The following is a 23,459-nucleotide window of genomic DNA, read 5'->3' as shown; positions in this document are numbered from 1 at the left end:
GGAAGGGCGGACCCCGACGGGGCGCCATGTCCGTCTGGCATGCTTCCGCGGTAGGGTGTTGCGGTCGGATACGCGCGGGAAGGTCGCCGCGCTCGCGTCTCGCCCTACATGCACGGCACGTTGCCAGCGCCGTGGATTCCGGAGGCCGCGCGAGCGGTGGTCTCCGGGCGGTTCCATGCTTCGCGCACCAGCGACGTCGTGCGATGCAGACATCGTATCCGAAGATGCTCGGTCGCGTTCGCTTTCGACAAGCGAGCGCCAAGGGCGCGGCTAGGCTGCGGGGATGACACCCCTGATACTCTCCCGGCTGCAGTTCGCCTTCACCATGGGATATCACATCCTGTGGCCGGCATTCACCATCGGGCTCGCCTGGTTCATCGTATTCCTGGGCGTCGCCTGGTTCAGGACGCGAAATCCAGTCTATCGGATGCTGCAGCGCTTCTGGATTCGGATCTTCGCCCTGGCGTTCGGCATGGGCGTCGTCACGGGCGTCGTCATCTCGTACCAACTCGGGCTGAACTGGTCGAACTACGCGAGAGCGACAGCCGACGTGATCGGACCGCTCTTCGTGCTCGAGGTGCTGACGGCCTTCTTCCTCGAAGCCGGGTTCGTCGGGATCATGCTGTTCGGGCAGGAGCGCGTGAACCAGAAGGTCCATTTCGCAGCCTGTGTGATCGTGGCGACCGGCACGGTCATGTCGGCATTCTGGATCATATCCGCGAACAGCTGGATGCAGACGCCGACCGCGTTCACGATCACGGCGGACGGTCGTTTCGTGGCGACGAGCTTCTGGGGCGTCGTCTTCAACCCTTCGATGCCCTATCGCCTCGCCCACATGCTCACCGCCAGCTTCGTCACGGGATCGTTCGTCGTGGCGGGGGTGTCCGCGTTCTGGCTGTGGCGGGGCGACGGCAGGGATCGGGCTGCGGGAACGGCCTGCTTCTCGCTGGCGCTCTGGCTCGCACTCGTCCTCGTGCCGCTGCAGATGGTGATCGGAGATCAGCACGGCCTGAACACCCGGAAATACCAACCGATGAAGCTCGCGGCCATCGAAGGAAGATGGGTCACCGCCAGGCGCGCTCCGCTCAACGTCATCGCATGGCCCGACCAGAAGGAGCAGCGCAACAGGTTCGCGCTCGAGGTGCCGCTGCTGGGCAGCATCATCCTGACCCACTCCATCGACGGAGAGATCAAGGGTCTGAAGGAGGTGCCGCCGTCCGAGCAACCGCCCGTCCTGCCCGTGTTCTTCGCATTCCGCATCATGGTCGGCTGCGGAGTCGCCATGCTGATCATCGCGATCGCAGGCGCGGTGCTCCGGATGCGCGGCCGGCTCTACGCTGCGCGCTGGTATCACCTGCTTTGCATGGCCGGCATTCCGCTCGGCTTCATCGCCACGCTCGCGGGCTGGACCATCACCGAAGTCGGTCGCCAGCCCTATGTGGTCTACGGCCTGATGAGGACCTCGCAAGCCGTCTCGCCGATTGCGGGCGGCGCGGTGGCCGGATCACTGGGCGTCGCCCTCGTGCTCTACAACATGCTGCTGCTCGGATTCTTCTGGTACGCAGGGCGAATGGTCCTGCGCGGCCCGACGGACGCGTCGCCGCCGCCACCCGTCGCCCGTCCGGTCGGCGTGGACGGACTCGCGGCGACGGTCGACGCGAAGGAGAAGCGGTCGTGACATCGCATCCCGATTTGGCGATCTTCTTCGCCTGCGCGACCGCGTTCGTCATCGCCCTGTACGTCACACTGGACGGGTTCGACCTCGGCGTCGGCATATTGTTCCCGTTCGCGCAGCGGACGGACGATCGGGACGTCATGATGAGGTCGCTCGAACCCATGTGGGACGGCAACGAGACGTGGCTCGTCCTGGGCGGCATGGTGCTCCTCGCCGGCTTCCCCGCAGCGTTCTCCATCCTGCTTCCCGCTTTCTACGTGCCTCTGGCGCTGATGCTGTTCGGGCTGGTGCTCCGCGGCATCGCCTTCGAATTCCGCTCACAGAGGGGCAGGTTCGAACTGGCCTGGTCGTTGGCGTTCTCGGGCGGCGCGGCATTGGCCGCATTCTGCCAGGGTGCAGTGCTCGGGGCCTTCATAACCGGCAGGATCTCGGTCACGGACGGCCGCTTCTCGGGCGGGACGTTCGACTGGCTGACCCCCTTCTCGGTCGCGACGGGGTTCGGCGTCGTCGCCGGCTACGCGGTCCTCGGCGCCGGCTGGCTGATCTGGCGGACCGGCGGCGAGGTCCAGGAGTTCGCGCGCCGGGCGGCTAGGCCTGCGTTGCTCGTGACTGCCGCCGCGATCGCGCTGGTCAGCGCGTGGACTCCGCTGTCGTTGCCTTCGGTCGCCGGCAAGTGGTTCAGCTGGCCGTCGATGGCGACGCTCGCACCGCTTCCCCTGATCGCCGTTGCTGCCTGGGTGACGGCGTGGCGGTCCCTTTCCGCGCAGAGGGAATGGCTGAGCTTCGCCGCGTCGATCGTACTCTTCCTAGCCTCCTTGAGCGGGATCGGCGCCAGCATCTGGCCAGCTGCCATTCCAGGGGTGATGACCATCTGGGAGGCTACGTCGTCCTATCGGACGCAGGTGATCGTGGCCACCGCGCTGATCGTCATAGTCCCGATCATCCTGGCCTACGTCGGCTACAGCTACTGGGTTTTCCGCGGCAAGGTGAACGCCGGCGCGAGCGGATACTGAAGAGCGCTCCGTCGGTACTTCATCGATGGTGGCGGAGCCCCGCAGCATTGCCGCGGGGCTCAGTCGGCAGGCTGTCGATCGGTCTGCCACCCGCCGCCAAGCGCCTTGAACACAGTGACCAGCGTGTCTCCGCGCTGCGCTTCGGCAGCGGCCAGCGACGCCTGCGCGCCCACGTGCGTCCGCTCGGCCTCGAGCATGTCCAGCCGGCTGATCGATCCTGCAGCCAGGCTCATCCGCGCCAGGTCCAGCGCGACCTCGGCGTTGGCTGCTGCGACTTCCAGATGACGCGTCCGGTCGAGGGCGGCCGAATAGCGCGCAAGCGATTGTTCGACCTCCTTCAGCGCAGTCAGCACCGCCCCGTCGAAACGAGCGATCGCGACTCGATCCGTAGCCTTCGCCGCTGCGATGCGTGCTCGGGCCGCCGCTACGTTGGGGAACGACCACGAGATCAGCGGCCCCAAGCCGAACGACGTCGACGGCCGGGTTCCGAGCCCGCCGAGGTCCGGCGCCGACGTCGACGCCGAGCCGAACAACGAGATGCTGGGATACAGATCGGCCTGCGCAACGCCGATGCGAGCGCTGGCGGCCGCGACGTTCCGCTCGGCGGCCCGTATGTCCGGCCTCCGACGGATCAGAGCCGCACCGTCGCCTACGGGGACCGGGCGGCCGATTGCCGGTTGCACGGCGCATTCCGCCGCCGCTGCCGGGACCTGGCCCGGTCCGACGCCCAGCATGGCGGCCAATGCGAACAGCGCTGCGCGGTGCTCTCCCTCGAGCCCGGGAATGTCCGCCAAGGTCTGCGCGTAGAGCGTGTCGGTGCGGGCAAGGTCGAACCGGGTGGCCCCGCCGGCCGCGAACTGCCGTCCGACGACGTCGCGCTCCTCGGCCGCGACCGAGGCGGTGCGTTTCGCGACCAGGCCCTGATGGGCGGTCGAGCAGGCCGACACGTATGCCCGGGTGGTTTCAGCGGCGACCACTACGCGGGCCGCGTCCCGCTCCGCCTCCGACACCCCCACGTCCGCGGAGGCGGCCTCGATCGACCGTCTGTTCCGGCCGAAGAGGTCCAGTTCGTAGCTGATCGATCCGCCGAAGGTGTCGATCGTTCGATCAGGCGCGGTCCGGCCTTCGGAGTCGGCTATCTGCGTCGTCGTGGACGATCGTCCGTACGTCGCGCCGCCATCCGAGAGGGTTGCGGGCAGGCGTGTGGTGCGCACGCCCCTGAGTGAAGCACGGGCGGCGTCGAGGTTCGCCTGGGCCACTCGGACATCCGCATTCGCGAGGAGCGCGCGCTCCACGAGGCCGTTCAGGACCGGATCGTCGTAGAGCCGCCACCACGACGTGGGCAGGTCGTTAGCGCCTTCTGCTGCCGGCGGTACGTAGGCGAAGGCGCCGGATGCCGTCAGCGGAGGAACCGACGGACGATAGTCCGGACCCGCGGCGCAACCGGCCATCGTCGCGACGACGACGGACCCGATGGCGACGATCACTCTACTTCCCATGAGGAACCGTCCCTGCCGGCTCGGCCGCCGAGGGGGCGGTGCCGAGCACTATCATCAGGACCAGTGCGAGGAACGCGATCAGCCCTATGACGAGAAACCCGTCTATGACCGACTGCGTGTCCGCGGCCTGCCTGACGGACCGCGCGAGAAGCGCCAGGGAACGAGCCCCCGTCGTTCCGGAAGGATCATGGCCTGCCAGCAACGAGCCGTACTCCGAAAGGCGCTGCGAGACCGCTGCATCGCCGACCGCGACATGCTGACCGATCGTGGCGGACGCATGCTGCTCGCGCTGACGGACGAACGTGACGACGAACGCGAGGCCGGCCTCGCCGCCCAGAAGCCGCGCGGTCTGCAGCATCGCGCCGAACGTCGGAGCCGCGTCCGGCTTCATGTAGTGGAGGCCCGTGTACACGATGCCGCTGAGCGCCAGGGATTGGCCAAGCGCCTGGAGCAGCTGCGTCGGCAGGAACTGCTCCGGACCCCATTGCGGGGTCATGCCGTGCGCCACGATGAAACACGCCCCGGCGATCGCAACGAGACCCGCGCATGCGATCCATCGGGATTGCAGTCGGAGGAGGAGCACGGCCACGATCGGAGCCGTGATCAGCTGCGGACCGGCAATCCAGAGAAGGGCCTGCCCGACCTCGAATGTCCGAAAGCCGCGCACCGTGACCAGGAACTGCGGGATGAGGTAAGCGGTCGAAAGGATCGTGAGCCTCAGGACGCAGATGTTGAGAAGGAGGAGCGGCATCGGCCAGCGGATGGCCGCGGCGAGGTCGAACCATGCGCTGGGGTGAAGGAGGCCGAGCAGCAGCGCTCCCGCGAGAAGGATGGCGCCTGCCAGAAGCAGCCCCGCCACTATGCCCGACCCGAACCAATCCAGCCGGTTTCCCTGATCCAGGCCGGCATACACGAGCGCCAGGCCGAGGCCGACGGTAAGGACGCCGAAGGGCTTCGGCCACGACCACCGCTTCGGCGCGACCTGCGCACCGAACCCGACGTGAAGACACGCTAGCATGGCGATGCCCAAGGGAACGTTCTGCCAGAATATGAACCGCCAGTCCCAGTTGTCGACGTACCATGCCTCCAACGATGCGGAGATGTTGAGCGAAAGCTCGAGGTTGAGGCCGTAGACGGCGATCCCGTAGGCCCACATCCGTTGCGGCAGAGAGCGCAGGACCACGCCCAGCGTCAGCGGTATGAAGGTTCCCGAGCCGATGCCCGACAGGAACTGCAGAGCCAGGAACGGCTCGATGGATGTGCAGAAGGGCAGGAGGCCGGACACGAGGGTGAACTGGACTGCACCCCATGTGAGGACCCTCTTGGCTCCGTATACGCCGCTGGCCCAGACCGCCACGGGCGTCACCAGCATCTGGCCGACGGTCTGCGCCGTCGTGATCCAAGCCCCTTCGTCGAAGCCGGCGTGGAGAGCGCCGCGGATGTCTGCGAGTCCGAAGCTCGACAGCCGCCCCGTCAACGTGGAGATGAAGGCGCCGAAGAGCACCGCGCCGACCGCGACCCACGCACGCCAGGACGGCCTCGGAGCGACGAGCTCCACGGGCGCGGGCGCCGTCGCCGCCATCAACGGATGCCCGTGTCGATGACGGCGTTCGCCGACATTCCCGGTCGCAGGCGGGCAAGCGTTCCGCTGTCGACGTCGAGGGTTATCTTCACCGCGATCCTCTGCACGATCTTCGTGAAGTTGCCGGTCGCGTTGTCGGCTGGCAGGAGCGAGAACTGTGCGCCGGATGCGGGTGCATATCCGACGACGCGGCCCGAGAAGATCCTGTCGGGAAGGGCGTCGACGGTGACCTTGGTTCGCTGCCCGACGAAGACGTGCGCCATCTGCGTCTCCTTGAAGTTGGCGATGACCCAGATGCGCGGAAGCGGCGCGAACGCGAGGACCTGCTCGCCGATCGCGAGGAACTGCCCGGGATGCACCTGCCGCTGCCCGACGACTCCGTCCCCAGGGGCAAGGATGCGCGTGTGACGCAGGCTTATGTCGGCGATCCGGGCGGCAGCCCTGGCTGCGGCGACCGAAGCCCGAGCCTGGTTCACCTGAGATGCGAGAACCTTCATCCGCTCCGTCGCCGCGCCCCGGTTCGCATGATCCCGATCGAGGTCCGCCGCAGTGACCGTCGCCTGCGCATCGGCCGCCTCGACCTGGTCCTCGGAACCCGCTCCGCCGGCTAGCAGCACATGCTGACGCGTCGCTGCGCGATCCGCGCGCCTGGACGTCGCCAGGGAGGCCGCGACGGTGGCGCCGGCGGCCACTATGTTCGCTTTCTGAAGGCCCTGCTCGGCTTTGAGGTTGGCGACAGCCGCCTCTGCGACAGCCACGTTCGCAGCCGCCTGTGCCGCGGCGGCCCTGTAGTCGTCGTCGTCGATCTGCACGAGCAACTGCCCGCGCCGCACCGTCTGGAAGTCCTGAACGGGCACGGCGCGGACGTAGCCCGATACGCGGGCGCTCAGCGGCGTGAGATCCGTAGTGAGATACGCGTCATCCGTGCTCTGGTGGCGTACCGCACCGATCCAGCGATTCCAGTTCTGGATGCACACGATGAGGACGGCGGCCGCCAGCAGGAAGACTGCTACGCCGATGACACGCTCGCTCGAGAACCATGCGAAGCGAGGACGCTCGACCGGTGCATCCGCATGCGTGATTGCCGAAGACGTGCCGGTCGAAGACGATCCCATTCAACGCACCCCACTGTCCAACGGCTTGGAGGGTACGGCGTCAGCCTACCGGAGGCTTGGATGATCCGAACCTAACCTTTGCCCGGGTCCCGAAAGCGGCATCCGATCCGTTCCACCGTGGGCATTCTCAGCTGCGGCCGGCCCTAGTCCTGCGGCACCGGGACGTCGAAGCCGTTCAAGGTCATCGATACGAAGCAGTAGTGACCGACCAGGTAGATCAACTCGTTCGTTCCGGCCTGACCGAAGCGGGCGATGGCGCGATCGTAGAGCGGAGCGGGAAGGGGGCCGCCGCGGAGCAACCCCTTCGCAACGTCATGCGCGGTCGCCTCGTCGTCGTCGAGATCGTCCGGACGTTCGCCTGCAGCAAGCGCCGCGATGCGGCGATCCGTCATCGCATGCTTGGCCCGCGCGACGGCGGAATGGGCGTAGATCTCATACGCGGCGCCGAAATGCGCGCCTGTCGCGATGATCGCCACCTGCCGCGCGGCGTCGGGAATGCGCTTCGCCTTCGTCAAGGCCTGCGTAGATCCCCAGAATGCAGCGCCGAGTTCGGGATCGTGAAGCCAAGCGTTCCATGGACCGAGCATGGCGCCGTCGTCGCGCGTCGTCGTGAAGTCCTGGAACTTCGCCGACACGCCAGCGGCCATCTGATCGAACAGGGGGCGTTGTGCATCGGTGAGATCCGACGGAGCTATTGGGGGCAGACGCATTCTAGACTCCTCATGCAGGTCGGGTCGAGACTTAGGACCCCGACCGGACACGGCAACCCGCGAGGATCGCATTGCGTCAGGTTCGAACATACGGCGTCGGTTTCGTGCAAGCGGAGGCTACTCGCCAACAGCACGGAGGTTGCATGGAAGACGAACCCGAAGCCACCCCGCCGGAAAGCGGGTTCACCCTCCGCAAGATTGATCGCGCGAAGTCGCATCCGTCCTCGAAGCCGCCGACGCCGGCGCAACGCGTCGAACGACTGCCGCCGGGGCAGCACCTGACGACGAAATGGCCCGTGCTCGATCTCGGCGTGGAACCCGCCATTCGGCATGAGGACTGGGCGCTCAGCATCGAGGGGTGCTCGCAGGGCCGGGTGAACCTTGCTTGGCACGCCTTTCTGGATCTTCCCCAAACGGACATGCGTTCGGACATCCACTGCGTCACGGCATGGTCGCGGTACGACAACGAATGGCAAGGCGTCGCGACGACCACGCTGCTCGCGGCCTTTCCGCCGCTTTCGGACCGGACCCACGTCGTGCTCGGCTCCAGCGACGGCTACACGACGAACCTCACGCTACCCGACTTCGCCCACCATCAGGCGATGCTCGCGCATTCCTGGGCCGGCGACCTGCTCACGCGTGAACATGGCGGGCCGGTTCGCGCGGTCGTTCCCCATCTCTATCTCTGGAAGAGCGCCAAATGGCTTCGTTCGATACGCTACGTGACCGAGGACGAGCCCGGGTATTGGGAGACGAGGGGCTATCACAACCGCGGCGATCCCTGGGCCGAGGAACGATACCGCTGACGAACCTGCTTACTCCCTGGCGCCTTCAGAGATCGGCGGCTCCAAAAGTGCGTACCTCAGGCGCGCAGTCGCTTCAGATGCGAGCCGCCGGCTTCAGGGTTTCGAGTCGGCCTCCTCCGCCGTCTGGAAGAGATCGCGGTATTGGCGCGGCTGGCACCGAAGATACTGATCGGGCGCCTTCACGCTCGCGCCCAGATGGGCCGCCGCGTGCCATGGCCAGCGCGGATCGTAGAGCATCGCACGCGCCAGCGCGACCATGTCCGCGTCACCGGTTCCGATGATCGCTTCCGCCTGTTCGAACTCGGTGATCAGGCCCACGGCGACCACGGGCATCGATACGACGGCCTCCTTCGCGGCTCGTGCGAACGGCACCTGGTAGTTCGGTCCGAGGGGGATCTGCTGGCGAGGATCGAGCCCGCCGCTCGATATGTGGACGGCGTCGCATCCCCGCCTCTCCAGCGCCTTGGCGAAGGCGACGGTCTGCTCGATGTCCCAACCCCCTTCGACCCAATCCGAGCCGGAGATGCGCACGGTTACCGGTCTGTCGCTCGGAAAGGCGTCCCGCACGGCGTCGAAGACGTCGAGGGGGAATTTCATCCGGTTGGCTAGGTCGCCACCGTATTCGTCGGTGCGGTGGTTGGACAGCGGAGACAGGAACTGATGCAGCAGATAGCCGTGCGCCGCATGAAGTTGAACCGCGTCGAGCCCCAGCCTCGCGGCTCGCCGTGCCGCGTCGACGAACCCGCCGAGGATTCGTCTCATGGCCCTGTGATCAAGTTCGAGCGGAGCATCCCTCCGAGCATCCAGAGGCAATGGCGACGGTGCCAGCGTCTGCCAGCCATTGATCCAGTCGGCCGGAATCTGCCCGCCGCCCTTCCAGGGCACTTCCGTCGAAGCCTTCCGTCCGGCGTGGGACAACTGGATCGAGATGGGCATGTTCGACCACTTGCGAACGCTCTCGAGCGTGCGCGCCATCGCGGCTTCGGTGGCGTCGTCCCAGAGTCCGACGTCGGCGTAGCTTATCCGCCCAGCAGGCTCGACGGCCGTGGCTTCGATCGTGAGCAGGCCTGCGCCCGAAAGGGCGAGCCCTCCAAGATGGATCGTGTGCCAATCGGTCATCCGGCCATCTACCGCCGAATACTGGCACATCGGTGCGATCACGATCCTGTTCGGCAGACGAAGTCCGCCGACGGACAGGGGTTGGAATCGCTTTGCCACGGATGATCCTAACGTCTCTATCGGGTCGAACTGGTTCGGTCGGTTCCGGCGGCGCTCAACGCCATCCGAGCGCCGGCGCGATGTCGTGCAGGACGGCCTCGATCACGTGGGCGCAGTAGTCCACGCCCAGTTGATTGGGCACGGTCAGCAAGAGCGTGTCGGCCTCGGCGATCGCCTCGTCCGCCCGCAACTCCTCGATGAGCGCCTCCGGAGCCGCGGCGTAGGAGCGCCCGAAGATGGCACGCATGTCGTCGATGACGCCTCTCTGATCGCCGGCGTCCCCCTGTCCAAAGTATGATCGGTCCCTGTCGTCCATCAGGGGGAAGATGGACCGCGATACCGAGACCCGTGGCTGCCATGCATGTCCGGCTTCGCCCCAAGCGCGTCGGTAGCGACGGATCTGATCGGCCTGCTGGACATGGAACGGCTCTCCGGTCTCGTCGGCCTTCAGCGTGGAACTCTGGAGGTTCATTCCCTGCTCCGCCGCCCAGAGCGCGGTCGCGTTCGAGGCGGAGCCCCACCAGATGCGCCTGCGCAGACCGTCGGCATGCGGCTCAAGACGAAGCAGACCCGGCGGATTGGGAAACATCGGACGAGGGCTCGGCCGTGCGAAGCCCTCGCCCTTCAGGAGGTCGAGGAAGACCTCCGCATGAGCACGGCCCATGTCCGCATCGGTCTGCCCTTCCGTGGGAGCATAGCCGAAGTGGCGCCAGCCCTCGACGACCTGCTCCGGCGATCCCCGGCTGATGCCGAGCTGCAGCCGGCCGCCGCTGATCAGATCGGCCGCGCCGGCATCCTCGACCATGTAGAAGGGGTTCTCGTACCGCATGTCGATCACGCCGGTGCCGATCTCGATGCTCTTCGTCCTCGCACCCACCGCCGCCAGCAGGGGGAAGGGTGAAGCAAGCTGCCGGGTGAAATGATGGACCCTGAAGTAGGCGCCGTCGGCGCCCAGATCCTCGGCGGCCACCGCCAGATCGATGGAATGGAGAAGCGTGTCGCCCGCCGATCTCGTCGCGGACTGCGGCGAAGGGGACCAATGGCCGAACGAGAGGAATCCGATCTTCTTCATGTCACGTCCTGTCTTTTCCGTTCGAACCACCCGATGCACAGTACGGAGCGGATGCCCACGTCCGCGTCAGATGGACTTGTCGCTAAGACGAGCCGTCGTCAGTTCGAGGGCCATCGAGACGTTGGCCGCGATGACGTGCTCGCCGATCGAGTCCGCCTGGCTCAGCGTGTCCGCCAACAACCGGCGCATCGTTTCGAGCAGTCTGATGGTTTCCGTATTCATCGGGTCTCTCCCTCGGCTGGCAGCCGACTTTCGGTCCTGCATCGGACACGGAAGCCGGCAACGCTCCTCAGCGGTTCAAGGTGTAGTTGGCCGGTATCCACCGGTATTCGCCCGCGCCTCCGCCCGCGGTCCGGACATGACCGATGCCGGGGAAGGATATGTGCGCGCCGGCCACCCACCAGCCCTTGCTGGACGCCAATGCGAGCGCCGTCTCGCGAGCCTTGATCGCGAGCGGGACGTTCCAGTCGTACTCGATCGCGATCTTCGGATCGGGAACCTGGACCGGCAGCATGTGGACGGTGTCGCCCCAGAACAGCATCGCCTGACCGCCGTCCTCGAGAAGGTAGTAGTGGTGCCCCGGAGTATGCCCCGGCGCAGCGATGGCCGTGAGGCCGGGAAGCAGCGGCGTGTCGTCCGCGTATGGCTTGAAGCGGCCGGCGACGACGTATGGCGCGACGACCTTCTGGATGGCCGGGAAGAACGGTTTGAGGAGGGCGCCGACCTTCGCCTGGTTGGCGTTGTCGAGCCAGAAGTCGGAATCCAGCTTCGAAACGTGGACGACCGCGTTGGCGAATACCGGTTTGCCGTCGATCATGAGGCCCCCTGCGTGGTCCTCGTGCAGATGGGTGATGAAGATGTCGTCGACCTCATCTGGTGTGTAACCGGCCGCCTTGATGGCAGCAACGAGGCCGCCGCCGTCCTTGCCGTAGAGGTTGCCGGCGCCCGTATCGATCAGGACGAGCTTGTCGCCCATGTTGACCAGGAACGCGTTGATCATCCCTTCGAACGGTGAACTGAGGTCCTGTCGGCCGAGCAGCTCGTTGACCTGCCCGGGCTTCGCACCGACCGCCAGCTTCTCGGCCGGGAACGGATGCGTCCCGTCGAGCAGGGCGGTCACTTCGAAGCGGCCGATGTGCATCCTGTAGTAGCCGGGTGCCTGTCCGCCCACGGCCGCGGCGGACGCGAAGGCGGGGGTGACCGGCGTGGCCACCATCGCCGGCGTTAGGAGCGCCGCGAGGATCGGCAGGATCCCGATCGTGCGGACAGACACCCGGGCGATCACTTCGCTGCGCCCTTCGTCACGAATGCGACCGCGTCCTCGATGACGGCGGCGACTTCCTTCGGATGCGAAAGAAGCGAGACGTGGCTCGACTGAAGCACGGTCGTCTTGGCCTTCATCTCCGCGCCGAGATCACGCTCCATCTGAGGCGCGATGACCCGGTCGTTCGCCGAGACGACGTACCACGACGGGACCGTGCGCCACGCGGGAACGGTGACCTTGTCGCCGAAGGTGCTGGCGGCGAGCGCACCCTGTGTGACGAACAGCGTCCGCGCTTCGGCCCGAGGCAGATCGGCGGCGAAGTTGTCGAGCATGCCCTGCTCGGTCTGCCGCAGGAAGCCGTGACCGTCGTCCCAGACGGTACCGAGGGCAGGCGTCTTCGGATAGGCGGCCACGAGATCGCCGCCGGACTGGCCTTCCTTGTTGGCGAAGGCCGCCACGTAGACCAGAGCCTTGACCTTGGGGTCGGTGCCCGCCTCGGTGATGACCGTGCCGGCCCAGCTGTGTCCGACGAGCACGACGGGCCCCGTCGCGTCTGCGAGGACGCGCTTCGTGGCGACGACGTCGTCGGCGAGCGACGTCAGCGGGTTCTGAACGCCGAGCACCTTGATGCCCTTGGCCTGCAGAAGGGGGATGACCTTCGACCAGCTCGATCCATCAGCCCATGCGCCGTGCACGAGTACCACGGTCACCTGCGATGCGGCGGGCGTGGCTTCTGCAGATGCGGCCGGGCGGGCCGGCTCGGCTACCGCCGCCGACAACGGCAGCAGGGTACCGATGAGCATCGTCGATGCGGCTAGTAGGGACTTCATCTCGTTTTCCTTCAGGCTTGTATGACCTCGGGGGAAATGGACCGGACCGTCGCGCCGTGATTGTCGAATCGACGGACGAGTTGGACGAAGCGCACGTTGCCCGCCCCAGTCGAAGCCATTTCGCCGGCTTACCATTCAGAGGGACCGCAGCGGCATGATACGCACGCCGGATCCAGACCGCGTCGATCGCGGTTACGCCAAGCGACTGAGCCGGTCGATGCCAGTAGCGGCACCCCCGACCTGAAGCCGGCGTCGGCCTGATTACGCAACGGGCGCCGCCGATCGTTTCCGACCGGCGGCGATGGTTCACGCCGCGTCGACCAGGACCAACTCACTGTCCACGATCGCCATGACGCGAAGCGTCTCCTCGTCCTTGATCGCAGCGCCGTCGCGTTCGTTCACCCTCTGGCCGTTCACCTCGACCGCACCGGATGCGGGAACGAGGTAGCCGCGGCGGTTCGCACCGAGCGCGTATTCGGCCGTCTCGCCGGCCTTCAGCGTAGCGCCCACGACCCTGGCGTCGGTACGGATGGGCAGTACGTCCGCGTCGTCGTCGAAGCCACTGGCAAGGACGACGAACTGACCCGAGCGGGCGCCCTTCGGAAAGGGCCTGGCGCCCCAGGCGGGCTTCTCGCCTCTACGGCTGGGTTCGATCCAGATCTGGAAGATCTTCGTCGTCACGTCCTCGTCGTTGTATTCGGAATGGGCGATGCCCGTCCCTGCGGACATGACCTGGACGTCGCCCGCTTCGGTCCTTCCCTTGTTTCCGAGGTTGTCCTCGTGCGTGATGGCGCCTTCGCGGACGTAGGTGATGATCTCCATGTCGCGGTGCGGATGAGCCGGAAACCCGGCCTTCGGCGCGATCGCGTCGTCGTTCCAGACGCGCAGCGAACCCCAGTCCATGCGGTCCGGATCGTAATAGCTCGCGAAGCTGAAGTGATGCTTGGCGTCCAGCCAGCCGTGGTTGGCGCCGCCGAGTTTCGCAAATGGTCGAACGTCGATCATCGAATGTCTCCTTATGTAGCGAGGACGATCGATCCGCGCTGAGAACCGGAGATAGGGAGCATCGACTTTTCTGATCAGGGCGATAATGTCGCACGGATCATACAGGAAAGTTGACATGTCGAACCCTGGCAATCCCACCTACGAGCAGCTTCGCACGTTTCTGGCGGTCGTCGATCAGGGTAGCTTCGCGGGCGCTGCGCGGCATCTGAACCGGGCCGTCTCGGTGGTCAGCTACGGCATAGCGAACCTGGAGGCGCAACTGGGCGTGCTGCTCTTCGATCGCGAAGGAACACGCAAGCCGACGCTGACGGACGCGGGGCGTGCCGTCCTGGCGGAGGCTCGAACGATCGGTCAGGGCTTCGACGGGCTCCGGGCGAAGGTCAAGGGACTGCTCGACGGACTCGAAGCCGAGGTGAACCTCGCCGTCGACGTGATGCTGCCGGCGTCGCGGCTTGGTTCGGTGCTCCGAGCATTCAACGTGCAGTTCCCGACCGTCAGCCTGCGCCTTCACGTCGAAGCACTGGGCGCCGTGGCTTCCCTGGTCCTGGATCGCAGCGCGGTCCTCGGCATCTCCGGACCGCTGGCAGCTGGGGTGGACGAACTGGACCGGCTTCCAGCCGGTTCCGTCACCATGGTACCGGTGGCTGCTCCCGACCATCCGCTTGCCCGAATGGCGACTCCTCAATTGGGCAGCGGCCGCGGTCACATCCAGCTGGTACTGACGGACCGGTCTCCCCTTACCCAGGGGAGGGACTTCTCGGTACTGAGCGCACGGACCTGGCGGCTCGCGGATCTCGGGGCGAAGCACTCTCTGCTGCGCGAAGGGATCGGTTGGGGCAACATGCCGCTCGACATGGTCGAAGCCGACCTGATGGCGGGAACCCTGGTCCGGCTGCGCATGCCGGATCATCTCGGCGGGACCTACCGTTTCGCCGGGGTGTGGCGGCGCGACGCTCCCCCGGGACCCGCCGCATCCTGGCTGCTTGACCAGTTCGTCGAACTCGGCCGCTCGGATGTCGAACTGCCCGGACTGGGCGACATCTGACCGCGGCTCAGCCGAGACCCAGACGTCTCTTTGATCGCCGCAACGCCCGGCGAACGAGGCCATGGGTCGAACGCGGGGCTGCGTCTTTCAAGATCGGCCGAAACACGGGTCCTTGCCCTGGGCGGCCGCTCTACCCTTGCTCATCCGCACGAACCGATGGCGATCGAGCCTCCGCGACATCTCTTCCTTCGCAGGAGGTCAGGGCCGTTTTCGCGGATTTGCAGCGGGATCGTACAAAACCGCTGCAGCGAACGCCGCTAGACGATCTGTGAACCGGCGTCGCAGGTGATGGGAGTGCGCCAGCCCTAATCACCACGCCTGGGGCGATGCATATGACTACCGAGCCGGCGAATTTGCCGCGACGAGGTCTTCCTGCCTCGTCCCCCATCAACGAAAGGTATGCCCGATGACGATCTCCATCCCGCTGCGACAAGGCTTCGGCGGCGCACCGCTCGGCAACATGTTCCGTGCCATCCCCGAGGAGGAGGCGATCGCGACCGTCGCCGACGCCTGGGACGCAGGCATCCGTTATTTCGATACCGCTCCGATGTACGGCGCAGGGCTTTCCGAGATCCGGACCGGGATCGCTCTCGAGGGGCGTCCCCGCGACGAGTATCTCCTGAGCACCAAGGTCGGACGGCGCATCCTGGACGAAATGGAGGTCGGCAAGGCGGATCTCGGCGAGAAGGGTGGCCTGTTCGAGTTCGGACGGAAGAACAAGGTGGTGTACGACTATTCGTACGACGGCGCTCTTCGCGGGATCGAAGAAAGCCTCGAACGTCTCCGGACCGATCGCATCGACTACGTCTGGATCCACGACGCAGCCAAGGACTTCCACGGTGATCGGTGGGTCGAGGTTCTGGACGGTGCACTCGAAGGTGCGGGCGCTGCGTTGACCCGACTGCGGGACGAAGGGGTGATCGGAGGCTGGGGCCTCGGAGTGAACCGCGTCGAGCCGTGCGTGATCGCACTCGAACGGGCGGATCCGGACGGCTTCCTCCTGGCTGGACGATACACTCTTCTCGATCACGCTGACGCGCTCGCCAAGCTCATGCCCGAGGCCGAACGCCGCGGGGCGGGGATCGTGGTCGGGGGACCGTACAACTCCGGTATCCTGGCGGGCGGAGAGCACTACGAGTACCAGAAGGCCACTCCGGAGATGCAGGAGCGCGTCGACGGCCTCAAGGCGATGGCCGAACGGCATGGAGTGGATCTGCGTGCTGCGGCTCTGCAGTTCTGTCTGGCCCACCCGGCGGTCGCGGCGATCATTCCGGGCGCCAGCCGCCCAGGCCGAAGCGCCCAGAACCTCGCCTTGGCCGAAGCGCCGATCCCTTCCGCATTCTGGAACGAACTGCGGTCGGCCGGGCTGGTCTCGCCCGAGGCTCCTCTACCCGCATGATACGATGGCGACGGTTCCGCACCCACGCCAAGTAGGGGCGGGGCCGTCACATCCGCGATGTCCGCCGTATAGAATGACCGGGGTGAACGCGTCCGGCTTTTCGGTGCCTGTCGCGCAGCCTGCCACGCTCGGAATCGAGAGTACGCGAGCACCGGCTGACCGGTGTCGCTAGCCGCATCCTGCGTGCGGCGCCCAGGTATTGTTCGACCGCGTGGACATCGGCAGGTCCCTTGCCGGCGGACGGGGATCAGCGGCGGAGGTCGCCGGCGATGAACTGCTGAAGCCGGGGCACGAAGAAGTCGAGGAACAGACGGACACGTTGAGGCATCAGCGGGCCGCCGATGTAGAGCGCATTTACATCTTCCTCGTCGCCACATCCGGCTTCCGCAAGGACCTCCACCAGACGGCCGTCCGCAATGTCGTCACGGACGTGATACTCGCCCAGGCGTGCCAGGCCGGCGCCGGCGATCGCGAGATGCCGCACAGTGCCGCCGTTGTTGGTCAGGAAGTTCCCGCGCACCGTGCGGTTCACGACGGCGCCCGCTTCCCTCAGCGGCCAGACGGGCGCCGCGCGGCGGAAGTTGAATCCCAGGCAGTTGTGCCGGTCGAGATCCTCGACCGCACGTGGCGTGCCGTGACGCTCGAGGTAGGCGGGAGAGGCCACGATCTTCCTCTGCGCCGCACCGATCCGGCGCGAGATCAGGTTCGAGTCCACGAGAGTGCCGATCCGGAACGCGATGTCCGTCCTGTCGAGATACAGGTCGACCAGTTCGTCGGATACGGAGAGGTCGACGACGATGTTGGGGTGGGCATACCAGAACTCCGGAAGCAACGGTACCAGTCCCATCGTGCCGAAACCGATAGACGCGTTCACCCTGACGGTCCCGCGTGCCTGACTGGCGCCCTTGGCGATGTCGAGTTCGAGTTCCTCGAAGTTCGCGACTAGGGCTTTGCCGCGTTCGTAGACCGACTTGCCTTCGTCGGTCAGAGAAAGCTTGCGCGTCGAACGCTCCATCAGCCGAACACCGAGCCTCGCCTCCATCCGCGCGATCAGCTTGCTCACGGTGGAGGGGGTCGTCAACAACGCTCGGCCCGCCTCGGAGAAGCTCCCGGTCTCGACTACCCGAAGGAAGACCTGAAGCTCGCCGATTCTGTTGTCCATCTTTGCCCGTCCTATCGCACTACGTCGTCTCGATCCGACCATGCACCTCGATCGGAGCGGCGTCAGTCCAGCATTTCGAACTGCTGCCGTAAGGTTGATGCGATGCCTCGAACGGGTGGCCAACGACATTCGAACACTCGATACGTGTCGGAACAGGTAGCAGCAGTCCGACGACACGGTCGGAAGGCGTCAGCACGTGTGGGCGTCCGAGTTGGTCGCGAAGCAGAATGCCTCGCCGACCGCGCTGGCCATGAGGCGCTGAGCGTCGAGGGCGCCGCGGGCGTGCACAAGCGGTGGAAGCCACGAGAAGTCGTGAATCATGCCCAGGCTCCGGTGTGCGGAAATCTCGTGCTCCGTCGCCATCATCCTGCGCGCAAAGTCTTCCGCTCCGTCGCGGAACGGGTCGATCTCTGCCGTAAGCAGCAGGATCGGAGGCAGTCGCCTAAGCCAGTCGCGGGACCGGTCGGCTGGCCAACCGACAGGACCAGTCAGGGTAATCCCGCTCCGTGTGCACGCATCGGCAGCCGCTTCATTCATCCGGTGCGTGCTGAACCCGCTTGCGGGAGGTCCGAACACCGGGGTGACTAGCACGAGCAGCGACGGCCGAACGCCGGCGCCGGGCGGGCCGCCCGCACACGCGAGAGCGGACAGCGCGCCCAGACCATCACCCGCGAAGGTTAGCCGGGACGGGTCAATCAGGCATGGGGTCGCAGAGGCGAGCGACGCCAACCGGTCGTTCACCCGCCGTTCGGAGGCGGCGGGACCCGCATTCGGTTCGATCGCGACCGGCAGCACTGCGGCGCCGGAGCGATCGGCGAGACCCTGAAGCGCCTCGGCCCGATCTTTCGACGATCCCGCATGGATGTAGACGATGACCGGAACGGTTCGTGCTCCGTCGCCCTGGGGTCGAAACACGTCGTAGTCGGTGTGGCGATCATCATTGAGAGGACCGTCGACGGCTTGGCCTTCGCCGCAGCGATCGAGAAAGGTCTGAACGACCGGATCGAGCGTGGGGTGATGATGCGATGCCGCTACCAGCACGTCTCGATCGATCCGAGTGTGGGTCGAAGTCATGACCGCTCTCCTGTCCGGGATCAGGCGGCAAGGGCGAGTGGGCGGGCCGCATACTGACGACGCCACGTAGCAGGCGAGTCGCCCTTCATGCGGCGGAAGAGGCGGCTGAGATGCGCCTGGTCGGTGAAGCCGCAGGCCGCCGCGATGATGGCAAGCGGTTCGCTGCTGCGCATCATCATCGTCGACGCGTTGTCCACCCGCCGCTGCATGACGAAGGCGTGTGGGGTCGTACCGAAGGTCTGGCGGAACGCGCGGCAGAAATGGCCGGTGCTCAGACGTGCGACGGCGGCCAGGTCGTCATTGGAGATCGTCACGTCCAGATGGGCGTCGACGTAGGCGGCGACCTGACGCGCCTGCCAGGGCGCGAGGCCACCCGATTCCGGCTGAGGCACCGCCTTCGACTGACGGCCGAGCAGCATGTCGCGGACGGCCACGATGCGATCGAGCGCGAAACCGATGTCGCGGTCGATCGAATTGGCTGCGTCCTCCAGCATAGCGGCAAGGATGGCGAACGGCGTGCTGTCGGCTTCCTGGATGGCGTGTGCGGTCATGATCTCTATCCTCCAAGCGCCGATCCGTCGGACCGGCTTGATGGAGGCATGATGCCGCGCCCCGGACGGGGGCGTGAGTTAAGCGTTGGGAAGAGGTGTTAAGCCGACGCCTTCACGGCGCGGTTCCAGGCGACTTCGGCGAATCCGTCGGCAGCGACTTCGAACATCTCCCGCTGCATCCTGGTACCTTCGGCCAGGACTTCGCCATCATCCAGCGCGTGTCGATAACCTGCGACGAACGTCGCCCAGTGATCTAGCCCATGTCGCCCGGTATGGTCCGCCAAGACCGCGATCCATTCGCGCGCGAGTGCCGTGTTCCCTGCGGCGATCGCTACGGGAATGCACCCGATGGCCAGGCCGTAGCAGGACGACAGGGCATGATCGATCTGCACCGCATCGTCCGCGCAGGCGCAGGCCAGTTCCAACGCTCCGGCGATATCGCCGTCGCGCAGCCAACGCAGGCGCATCATGAGGCTCATCGCCGCGATCTTGCCGTCTACCTGAGCATGGTTCGCGTGATTGGCCCGTTCGGGAACGTCGTCGCCGGCCAATACGTCGTCGAGGTGAGAGGCCGCCGCGTCGTGGTCGCCGGCGAAATGGTACGACAGGGCGAGCATGTGGGCGCCCGTCTGGCGGCCCGCGAGATCACCTTCGGGACCGACGGCATCGGCGAAGCGCCGGGCGAGCGGCAGGCTGTCAGGATAGTCGCCGGCGAGTATGTGGTAAGCCCAGACGCCCCACAGCGCACGCAAGGCCAATGCATCCGATCCAGTCGCTTCCGCCAAGGCCATCGCGCGGACGAAGGCGTCCCGCATTTCGGCAACGGGGCCCCGCGTATGCCACAAGGCATGGCCGTAGGCGGAGAGCAGCTCGATCTGCAGTCCGCCATCCACGGCGCCGCCGCCCATCGCGGCGATGGCGGTCTCCGCATGCACCAGGAACTCACGGGGCAGCGAGAGGTGGAACCATAGGGCGGCACTCGCGATCAGGAGTTCGACGGCCAGCGCAGGCGCGCGCCCTTCACCGTTCGCCCAGAGCAGCGAACCACGGACGTCCTCGATATGCCCGATGTACGCCGTCAGCCACTCCCTCGGGGCCTTGCCCTCCCAGGCGGCCGCGCTGTTCTCGAAGACGCTCAGCAGATGGTCGGCGTGCACGCGTCTGGCTTCTGCGCCCTCTCCGCGTTCATCCAGCCGCTCCAGTCCGTAGTGCCGTGTGGTGTCCAGCAGTCGGAACCGCACGCCCCGTGAACTCGTCACGCCGCCGACGAGCGACTTGGCCACGAGATCCGCGAGCGCGTCGCGGGCGGCCGACGGTGACAGGCCGGCGCCGACCGCCGTCGCCATCGCCGCGTCCGCGTCGAAGCCCGACCGGAACAGCGAAAGCCGATCGAGCAGTCGCTGCGCGGTCGGTTCAAGGAGCATGTAGCTCCAGTCCAGGACCGCCCGCAGCGTCTTGTGGCGGGGGAGGGCGGTCCGTCTCCCCCGGGTCAGGAGCCCGAACCGGTCGTCCAAACCGGCCGCTATCAGCCTGGGATCCATGAGATCGCAGCGTGCCGCGGCGAATTCGATCGCAAGAGGCATGCCGTCGAGCTTCCGGCAGATCTCGATCACGGCCGGCATGGTATCGGGACCCAACCGGAAGGCGCCGTTGACCGCGCTTGCCCGCTCGCCGAACAGGGCGACCGCAGGATAGGTCCGCTCCGCGTCCAGATCGAGTTCGTCCTCCACCGCCGGAAAATCCAGGGCCGCCAGACGGTGCACCCATTCACCTTCGGCGCGCAGCGGTTCCCGGCTCGTCGCAAGCACGGACAGCGACGGAATGGTGCGAAGAAGGTCCTCGACGACGCCAGCCGCCGCGTCGACGACCTGTTCGCAGTTGTCGAAGAGAAGGAGCGTCGGCATCGCCGAACCCGAGGCCGAGATGCGATCCAGAAGATCCCCGCCGGAGGGCGGCAGGCCCAGCGCCGAAGCTACGACCGCCTCCACGTTCGCGGAATCGTCAACGGGCGCCAGGTCCACGAAGCAAGCCGTTGATCCGGCATCCCGGCTGACCAGTGCTGCGATCTGCAGAGCGGCGGTCGTCTTGCCGATTCCACCCGGGCCGGCGATCGTGATGAACCTCCGCCGGCCGAGTTCATCCGCCAGCGCCGCAACGATCGCGTCGCGACCCCAGACCGATCCGAGGCGGACAGGCAGCGGCGTTGCGACGGTTGCGCCTGTCGACACGATCGGCGCTTCGTCAACGCGACCGTGCGCCTCTCGAACCACCGGGAGCGCCAGCCGGTATCCGCGTCCCGCTTCGTTCACGATCGCGCTTTCGCCGGCGCCGCCCTCCGCGAGCGCCTTGCGAACCGCGGACAGGTGGACCCGGATCGCGCTTTCGTCGATCGCCTGACCAGGCCAGACGCTCTCGAGCAGCGAGAGTCGCGTCACCAGCGAACCATTCGCCTCGGCCAGCACGGCGAGCAGGTTGAGGGCGCGCCCCCCGAGCTTCACCGACTCTCCATCGCGGGTGAGCGTCAACTGCGGAAGGATGAGCTGAAAACGTCCGAAGCGGTAATGGACCGCACTATCGTTCACGTGCCGATCTCCACTGCCGCCAGATGCCTGGGCACCACACGGGATACGTCCGGGCCCGGTTGCCCGCCGTCTTCCGGTCCGTCGTGACTAGAGCCTTGTGCGCAACCAGCGCGACTATACGATGGTATAGGTCTCGAAGTGTCCCTCGACATGGAAGAGTCTGGCACGCGAGGCATCGCGCCTTTCGACACGCTTCGCCGGCCTCAGGCGCTGGCCGGACGCTCGACGACCTTCACGAGGCAGCGGTCGCGTTCTCGGGTACGGCCGACTTGGTCGCCGCACTCGTCAGCGTCTGCGGAGCAGGCTCACGCACTGGATCACGGTGGCGCAGAGCGCCAGTACGGCCCCGAGAACGGAGACCCCGAACCAACCGGCCGCGGTCCAGGCCTGGGTGGCGGCAGCGGATCCGGCTGCCCCTCCGACGAACATCCCGCCCATGAAGATCGTGTTCAGTCGTGCACGTGCTTCGGGTCTCAGCGCGTAGACGACGTGTTGGTTGGAAACGAGCGCGCTCTGCACCGCGAAGTCGAGTACGATCACGCCGACGATCATCCCGGCGATCGACGTCCATAGGCCGAACAGTATCCAGGAGACGAGGGTGAGGGCGGCCCCGAGCGCTATGACCGGGCGGGGCCCCTTCCTGTCCGCATAGCGTCCGGCGAGGGGAGCCGCGAGAATGCCCACCGCACCCACGATGCCGAAGAGCCCCGCCACGTCCGCGCCTAGACCGAAGCTCGGTTCCTGAAGGCGGAACGCCAGTATCGTCCAGAACGCCGTGAATGCCGCGAAGACGAGCGACTGCGTGATGGCCGCCAGACGCAGTTCACCGAACTCGCACCACAGCCCGACCAGCGATCGCAACAGTTGGCCGTAGGAGAGATCCGTCGTCGGTCGACTGCGCGGCAGCGTCCAAGCCATCCAGGCGCCAGCCGCCAGAGCCATCGGTACGCCGAGCCAGAACATCTCCCGCCAGCCGGCATGCGTCGCGACGAACCCGGCAAGAGTCCGGCTCAGCAGAATGCCGCAGAGGACTCCCGACATCACGGTCCCGACGGTCGCCCCGCGACGATCGGGTGCGGAGAGGTGAGCGGCCAGTGGGACGATCTGCTGTGCGACAGTCGAGGCCACGCCCAGCAGAAGCGACGCGAGGATCACCAGGCCCGCGGTGGGAGCAAGCGCCGCAGCGACCAGGGCGGCAGCCAGCACACCGAACTGGATGACGATCAGACGCTTGCGTTCGACCAGGTCGCCGAGCGGCACGAGCAGGAAGAGTCCGGCGGCGTACCCGAGCTGTGTCGCTGTCGGCACGAACCCCGTCATTCGGCCGGGGAGCTCCCTCTCCATGACCCCGAGCATCGGCTGATTGTAGTAGATGTTCGCGACGGCGACGCCGGCGGCAACCGCCATCGCGAACGTCATGCTCGTCGAAAGGGACCCTCCGGTCCCGGCGGCTCCGGATGTCATCTGCGCTTCGGTCGTCATCACAAACTCCGGAATGAAACTGCTCTGCCGCCATGCCGCTCCTCGAGGAGGCCACGGACGCACAGCATCGGTTGACCTGCACTAGGACAACGGCCGCCGGAAACCTTGTCGCATCCTCCGCCGAACGATCAAAAAACGATGTAGTCGAGTCCGGGCCGGATCGGGGCATCAGCCCGTCAGAAATCGACCCCCCGATAGAAGCGCCGATCGGCCCGTTGAAACGTCGCCTATGTCCGAACGCGCCGAATCGCGTTCGATTTCGACAATCGCGAAGGTCCCACGGTCGCGCAGAAGCATCTCACGAGGCGCCGAGCGCACTCACCCAGATTTCGCCGCAGCCTGCCTGGAGATATTCGATGATCCGATGCGTCCGCA

20 protein-coding genes are annotated in these 23,459 nt (G+C 66.4%); 5 read left to right on the top strand and 15 right to left on the bottom strand.

The annotated features are described in order from the left end of the window. The first annotated feature begins 283 nt into the window (after positions 1–283). Both H8S47_RS09485 and cydB read left to right on the top strand, forming a co-directional pair. Positions 284–1,678: a cytochrome ubiquinol oxidase subunit I gene (locus tag H8S47_RS09485; RefSeq protein WP_187503628.1), complete on the top strand. Its 1,395-nt coding sequence runs from the start codon at positions 284–286 to the stop codon at positions 1,676–1,678. Then, positions 1,675–2,688, top strand: coding sequence for a cytochrome d ubiquinol oxidase subunit II (gene cydB, locus H8S47_RS09480; protein ID WP_187503627.1), 1,014 nt, complete (start codon positions 1,675–1,677; stop codon positions 2,686–2,688). The genes H8S47_RS09485 and cydB overlap by 4 nt, the downstream gene beginning before the upstream one ends. Before the next feature lie 59 nt (positions 2,689–2,747). Here the strand turns inward: cydB and H8S47_RS09475 are convergent, their stop codons facing one another. From H8S47_RS09475 to H8S47_RS09460, 4 genes are all read right to left on the bottom strand, one after another. Further along, positions 2,748–4,175, bottom strand: a complete 1,428-nt coding sequence (locus H8S47_RS09475) for an efflux transporter outer membrane subunit (RefSeq protein ID WP_187503626.1) — start codon at positions 4,173–4,175, stop codon at positions 2,748–2,750. A 1-nt stretch (position 4,176) separates the two neighbouring features. Continuing rightward, positions 4,177–5,769 carry an MFS transporter gene (locus H8S47_RS09470; protein ID WP_187503625.1) on the bottom strand — a complete coding sequence of 531 codons (1,593 nt, stop codon included), beginning with the start codon at positions 5,767–5,769 and terminating at the stop codon, positions 4,177–4,179. Next, the gene (locus tag H8S47_RS09465; RefSeq protein WP_187503624.1) at positions 5,769–6,884 is read right to left on the bottom strand and encodes an HlyD family secretion protein; all 1,116 of its coding nucleotides are present in this window, start codon (positions 6,882–6,884) and stop codon (positions 5,769–5,771) included. Before H8S47_RS09465 ends, H8S47_RS09470 begins: the two co-directional genes overlap by 1 nt. 143 nt (positions 6,885–7,027) lie before the next feature. Next, positions 7,028–7,594 carry a carboxymuconolactone decarboxylase family protein gene (locus H8S47_RS09460; RefSeq protein WP_187503623.1) on the bottom strand — a complete coding sequence of 189 codons (567 nt, stop codon included), beginning with the start codon at positions 7,592–7,594 and terminating at the stop codon, positions 7,028–7,030. Between the two features lie 143 nt (positions 7,595–7,737). On the opposite strand from H8S47_RS09460, the gene H8S47_RS09455 reads away from it, so the two are divergent. Continuing rightward, complete coding sequence (locus H8S47_RS09455) at positions 7,738–8,400, top strand: sulfite oxidase-like oxidoreductase (protein WP_187503622.1); 663 nt, start codon at positions 7,738–7,740, stop codon at positions 8,398–8,400. Between the two features lie 93 nt (positions 8,401–8,493). Here the strand turns inward: H8S47_RS09455 and H8S47_RS09450 are convergent, their stop codons facing one another. The 6 genes from H8S47_RS09450 to H8S47_RS09425 all read right to left on the bottom strand — a co-directional run bounded on the left by H8S47_RS09450 (position 8,494) and on the right by H8S47_RS09425 (position 13,789). Continuing rightward, on the bottom strand, positions 8,494–9,618 hold the full coding sequence (locus H8S47_RS09450; RefSeq protein WP_187503621.1) for an NADH:flavin oxidoreductase/NADH oxidase: 1,125 nt from the start codon (positions 9,616–9,618) through the stop codon (positions 8,494–8,496). A 55-nt stretch (positions 9,619–9,673) separates the two neighbouring features. Beyond that, positions 9,674–10,690, bottom strand: coding sequence for an LLM class flavin-dependent oxidoreductase (locus tag H8S47_RS09445; protein WP_187503620.1), 1,017 nt, complete (start codon positions 10,688–10,690; stop codon positions 9,674–9,676). 66 nt (positions 10,691–10,756) lie between these two features. Further along, on the bottom strand, positions 10,757–10,912 hold the full coding sequence (locus tag H8S47_RS09440; protein ID WP_187503619.1) for a hypothetical protein: 156 nt from the start codon (positions 10,910–10,912) through the stop codon (positions 10,757–10,759). A 67-nt stretch (positions 10,913–10,979) separates the two neighbouring features. After that, positions 10,980–11,975, bottom strand: coding sequence for an MBL fold metallo-hydrolase (locus tag H8S47_RS09435; RefSeq protein ID WP_328805476.1), 996 nt, complete (start codon positions 11,973–11,975; stop codon positions 10,980–10,982). Then, the gene (locus H8S47_RS09430) at positions 11,972–12,784 is read right to left on the bottom strand and encodes an alpha/beta fold hydrolase (protein ID WP_187503618.1); all 813 of its coding nucleotides are present in this window, start codon (positions 12,782–12,784) and stop codon (positions 11,972–11,974) included. Before H8S47_RS09430 ends, H8S47_RS09435 begins: the two co-directional genes overlap by 4 nt. Before the next feature lie 306 nt (positions 12,785–13,090). After that, positions 13,091–13,789 (bottom strand): pirin family protein, encoded by a 699-nt coding sequence (locus H8S47_RS09425; RefSeq protein ID WP_187503617.1) that lies wholly within the window; start codon positions 13,787–13,789, stop codon positions 13,091–13,093. 115 nt (positions 13,790–13,904) lie between these two features. Between H8S47_RS09425 and H8S47_RS09420 the strand changes: the two genes are divergently transcribed. Beyond that, entirely contained in the window at positions 13,905–14,834 is a 930-nt protein-coding gene (locus tag H8S47_RS09420) for a LysR family transcriptional regulator (protein ID WP_187503616.1), read from the top strand. 406 nt (positions 14,835–15,240) lie between these two features. Further along, on the top strand, positions 15,241–16,233 hold the full coding sequence (locus H8S47_RS09415; protein ID WP_187503615.1) for an aldo/keto reductase: 993 nt from the start codon (positions 15,241–15,243) through the stop codon (positions 16,231–16,233). Between the two features lie 247 nt (positions 16,234–16,480). Here the strand turns inward: H8S47_RS09415 and H8S47_RS09410 are convergent, their stop codons facing one another. The 5 genes from H8S47_RS09410 to H8S47_RS09390 form a co-directional block, all read right to left on the bottom strand. Next, the gene (locus H8S47_RS09410; RefSeq protein ID WP_187503614.1) at positions 16,481–17,395 is read right to left on the bottom strand and encodes a LysR family transcriptional regulator; all 915 of its coding nucleotides are present in this window, start codon (positions 17,393–17,395) and stop codon (positions 16,481–16,483) included. A 189-nt stretch (positions 17,396–17,584) separates the two neighbouring features. Next, positions 17,585–18,436: an alpha/beta hydrolase gene (locus H8S47_RS09405; RefSeq protein ID WP_187503613.1), complete on the bottom strand. Its 852-nt coding sequence runs from the start codon at positions 18,434–18,436 to the stop codon at positions 17,585–17,587. Positions 18,437–18,489: 53 nt separating this feature from the next. Continuing rightward, entirely contained in the window at positions 18,490–19,020 is a 531-nt protein-coding gene (locus H8S47_RS09400) for a helix-turn-helix domain-containing protein (protein ID WP_187503612.1), read from the bottom strand. A 98-nt stretch (positions 19,021–19,118) separates the two neighbouring features. Continuing rightward, positions 19,119–21,602: an ATP-binding protein gene (locus tag H8S47_RS09395; protein WP_187503611.1), complete on the bottom strand. Its 2,484-nt coding sequence runs from the start codon at positions 21,600–21,602 to the stop codon at positions 19,119–19,121. 285 nt (positions 21,603–21,887) lie between these two features. Next, positions 21,888–23,084 (bottom strand): MFS transporter, encoded by a 1,197-nt coding sequence (locus tag H8S47_RS09390; RefSeq protein ID WP_398456758.1) that lies wholly within the window; start codon positions 23,082–23,084, stop codon positions 21,888–21,890. Positions 23,085–23,459 lie beyond the last annotated feature (375 nt).

This window comes from Sphingomonas albertensis (assembly GCF_014358075.1).
Classification (GTDB): domain Bacteria; phylum Pseudomonadota; class Alphaproteobacteria; order Sphingomonadales; family Sphingomonadaceae; genus Sphingomonas; species Sphingomonas albertensis.
This window is presented reverse-complemented; position numbering and strand designations above follow the sequence as displayed.